The organism is Staphylococcus simulans, from assembly GCF_002902285.1.
GTDB classification, from domain to species: domain Bacteria; phylum Bacillota; class Bacilli; order Staphylococcales; family Staphylococcaceae; genus Staphylococcus; species Staphylococcus simulans.
Genome location: NZ_PPRU01000094.1, coordinates 1 through 681 on the forward strand (window position 1 = coordinate 1; position 681 = coordinate 681).

The window sequence follows — 681 nt, forward strand, 5'->3', positions numbered from 1 at the left end:
ATATTATTACGATACTAGCTATAATGGCAATAATTGCACTTACTTTCATTTTTCTTATAGTTGCTATACCTAAAGATAAAAATATCATTGATTGAAAGAAATATTGCCATTGTATTGGCATTTTTAATATATCAGCAATATTAAGAAATACTGTGATAATTGATAGCATAGAAATTATTAAAAAGGTAATTTCATATAATTTAAAATTTCTAATGTTCATCTTTTTACCTCCAAGTATCCCCTCTTTTTAATTGTAATATATAACTGTAAGAACATTCGTCATGATATTATCATAAAAATTTAGTGTTGTCTTTTTTGGTTTTTTTAGAAACGAGTTGAAAACGAGTTTCTTCTTGTCTTTATACATATTAGTAATAATTTAAAAATGTATGCATATTTTCCTTATGCTCTTACAAGAAAATTAGCCCCAAATTGAAATTTTGATATTTTTTACAGAAGTCTGCCCCTGCTGGAACTAAAACCTGAGTTACTTTTTGAGTGATTTTATGCAAAATTTTAGTTTGCATGTAAATGGGCAGTGTTTAAAATTCGCCACTGGTTTCGATTGATCTTTTGCGATTTGGAATCACAATATATTTATTTATCTCTCATTTACGTTTTAAGAGCCAATAAAGAATTTTGGATACAAAACTATATAAATATCTTACGAAACTTCAAAAT

Annotated in this window: 1 protein-coding gene; it reads right to left on the reverse strand. The window is 26.0% G+C overall.

Features of this window, described 5'->3' with window-relative positions:
- Nucleotides 1-220: hypothetical protein (locus CD112_RS13480; protein WP_142380817.1), on the reverse strand; the 220-nt coding region annotated here is incomplete at its 3' end.
- Nucleotides 221-681: the final 461 nt, after the last annotated feature.